2 protein-coding genes are annotated in these 690 nt (G+C 65.5%); both read left to right on the plus strand.

The genetic code is table 11. From position 1 onward, the window contains the following. The first annotated feature begins 121 nt into the window (after window positions 1–121). Window positions 122–304: a hypothetical protein gene (locus EXE44_RS17205; protein ID WP_092922033.1), complete on the plus strand. Its 183-nt coding sequence runs from the start codon at window positions 122–124 to the stop codon at window positions 302–304. A 46-nt stretch (window positions 305–350) separates the two neighbouring features. Continuing rightward, complete coding sequence (locus EXE44_RS17210) at window positions 351–587, plus strand: hypothetical protein (RefSeq protein ID WP_092922035.1); 237 nt, start codon at window positions 351–353, stop codon at window positions 585–587. Window positions 588–690 lie beyond the last annotated feature (103 nt).

Consider the following 690-nt stretch of genomic DNA (forward strand, 5'->3'; position numbering starts at 1 on the left):
CGCCGTGCCCTCTCCCTCTGTCGGCGGCCGCGCACCGGTCGGCGGCGGCTCGTCGCCGACCGGGCGTCAGCCACGCGCATCGCCGGTGGAGCATTTACCTGTCGAGGATGTACGGTAACACATGGCGTCCATCGACGCGGACACGATGATGATCTGCGCCGGGGTGCTGCTCAGCGCCTTGGCGTTCGCGGAGGTCTACTCGACTTGGAAGAAGACCCGACGGACCGGGCCGCGGGAACGCGACTCCGACCCGGGGAGCGCGTCGGAAGGGCCGACTCAGGAGGGGTCGAGTCCGAACGGCTGAGCCGGTCCGGGGAAACCTCTTTACGGTTATAGAACCACCTGAATATATGGTTGATTCAGACGACGTTCCGACCGAGGTCGTAGACGATATCGACGCGAACGGACTGGGAACCGCCGTGATCGCGTCGATCGGCTCCGTCGCGCTCGCCCTGTACTTCTACTACGTCCGCGGAGACAAACAGCGCGGACAGTTCGTCGGGCTCTGGCCCACGACCATCCTCGCGGTCGCGTCGTACTTCAAGCTCGAAGAGATCCGCCAGAAGCTCGACGAGCTGGACGCGTAGGCCGACGCCGCGCGACCGCGTTCGAAACGTAGCGCGGACGACCGACGCATCCTGTGACGCGACCGATGTCGTCCCGTGAGACGGCGATCGATAAGGCCTCTGG

It is taken from the genome of Halorubrum sp. SS7, assembly GCF_005435055.1.
Taxonomy (GTDB): domain Archaea; phylum Halobacteriota; class Halobacteria; order Halobacteriales; family Haloferacaceae; genus Halorubrum; species Halorubrum salinarum.

What these genes read in the sequence shown, in the direction of transcription:
- EXE44_RS17205 (WP_092922033.1), top strand. Translation starts at nt 122, where the DNA reads ATGGCGTCCATCGACGCGGACACGATGATGATCTGCGCCGGGGTGCTG.
- EXE44_RS17210 (WP_092922035.1), top strand. Translation starts at nt 351, where the DNA reads ATGGTTGATTCAGACGACGTTCCGACCGAGGTCGTAGACGATATCGAC.